We start from the raw sequence: 268 nt of genomic DNA on the forward strand, positions 1-268 counted from the left end.
AGCCAAACTAACTCCTTACCAGAACCTTAAAACACAAACAGTGAATCGGTACATTAGATGCCACCATGTCATACGTTGCAAGGTCAATCAGTCAAAAAGGAAATCAACTGCGACGAGATTGTAGAACAAAAACACCGCCATGCTGACGCCGATCGTTAGTAGCACATTGCCTGTTTTCCATATCAACACGCCAGTCACAAGAGCGCCTATCAAATAAGGATTCTCAAGGCTTGGCCAAAATGTCTGCTCCGGTGCAAACACAATCGGC

General features: G+C 45.1%; 1 protein-coding gene. It reads right to left on the minus strand.

The genetic code is table 11. The features are described 5' to 3' along the window. Positions 1-87: 87 nt before the first annotated feature. The coding region (locus tag FTW16_RS22205; protein ID WP_186728102.1) for an AzlD domain-containing protein at positions 88-268 on the minus strand (181 nt) is incomplete at its 5' end.

Source organism: Vibrio sp. T20 (assembly GCF_007858795.1).
In the GTDB taxonomy this organism is placed as follows: Bacteria; Pseudomonadota; Gammaproteobacteria; order Enterobacterales; family Vibrionaceae; genus Vibrio; species Vibrio satsumensis.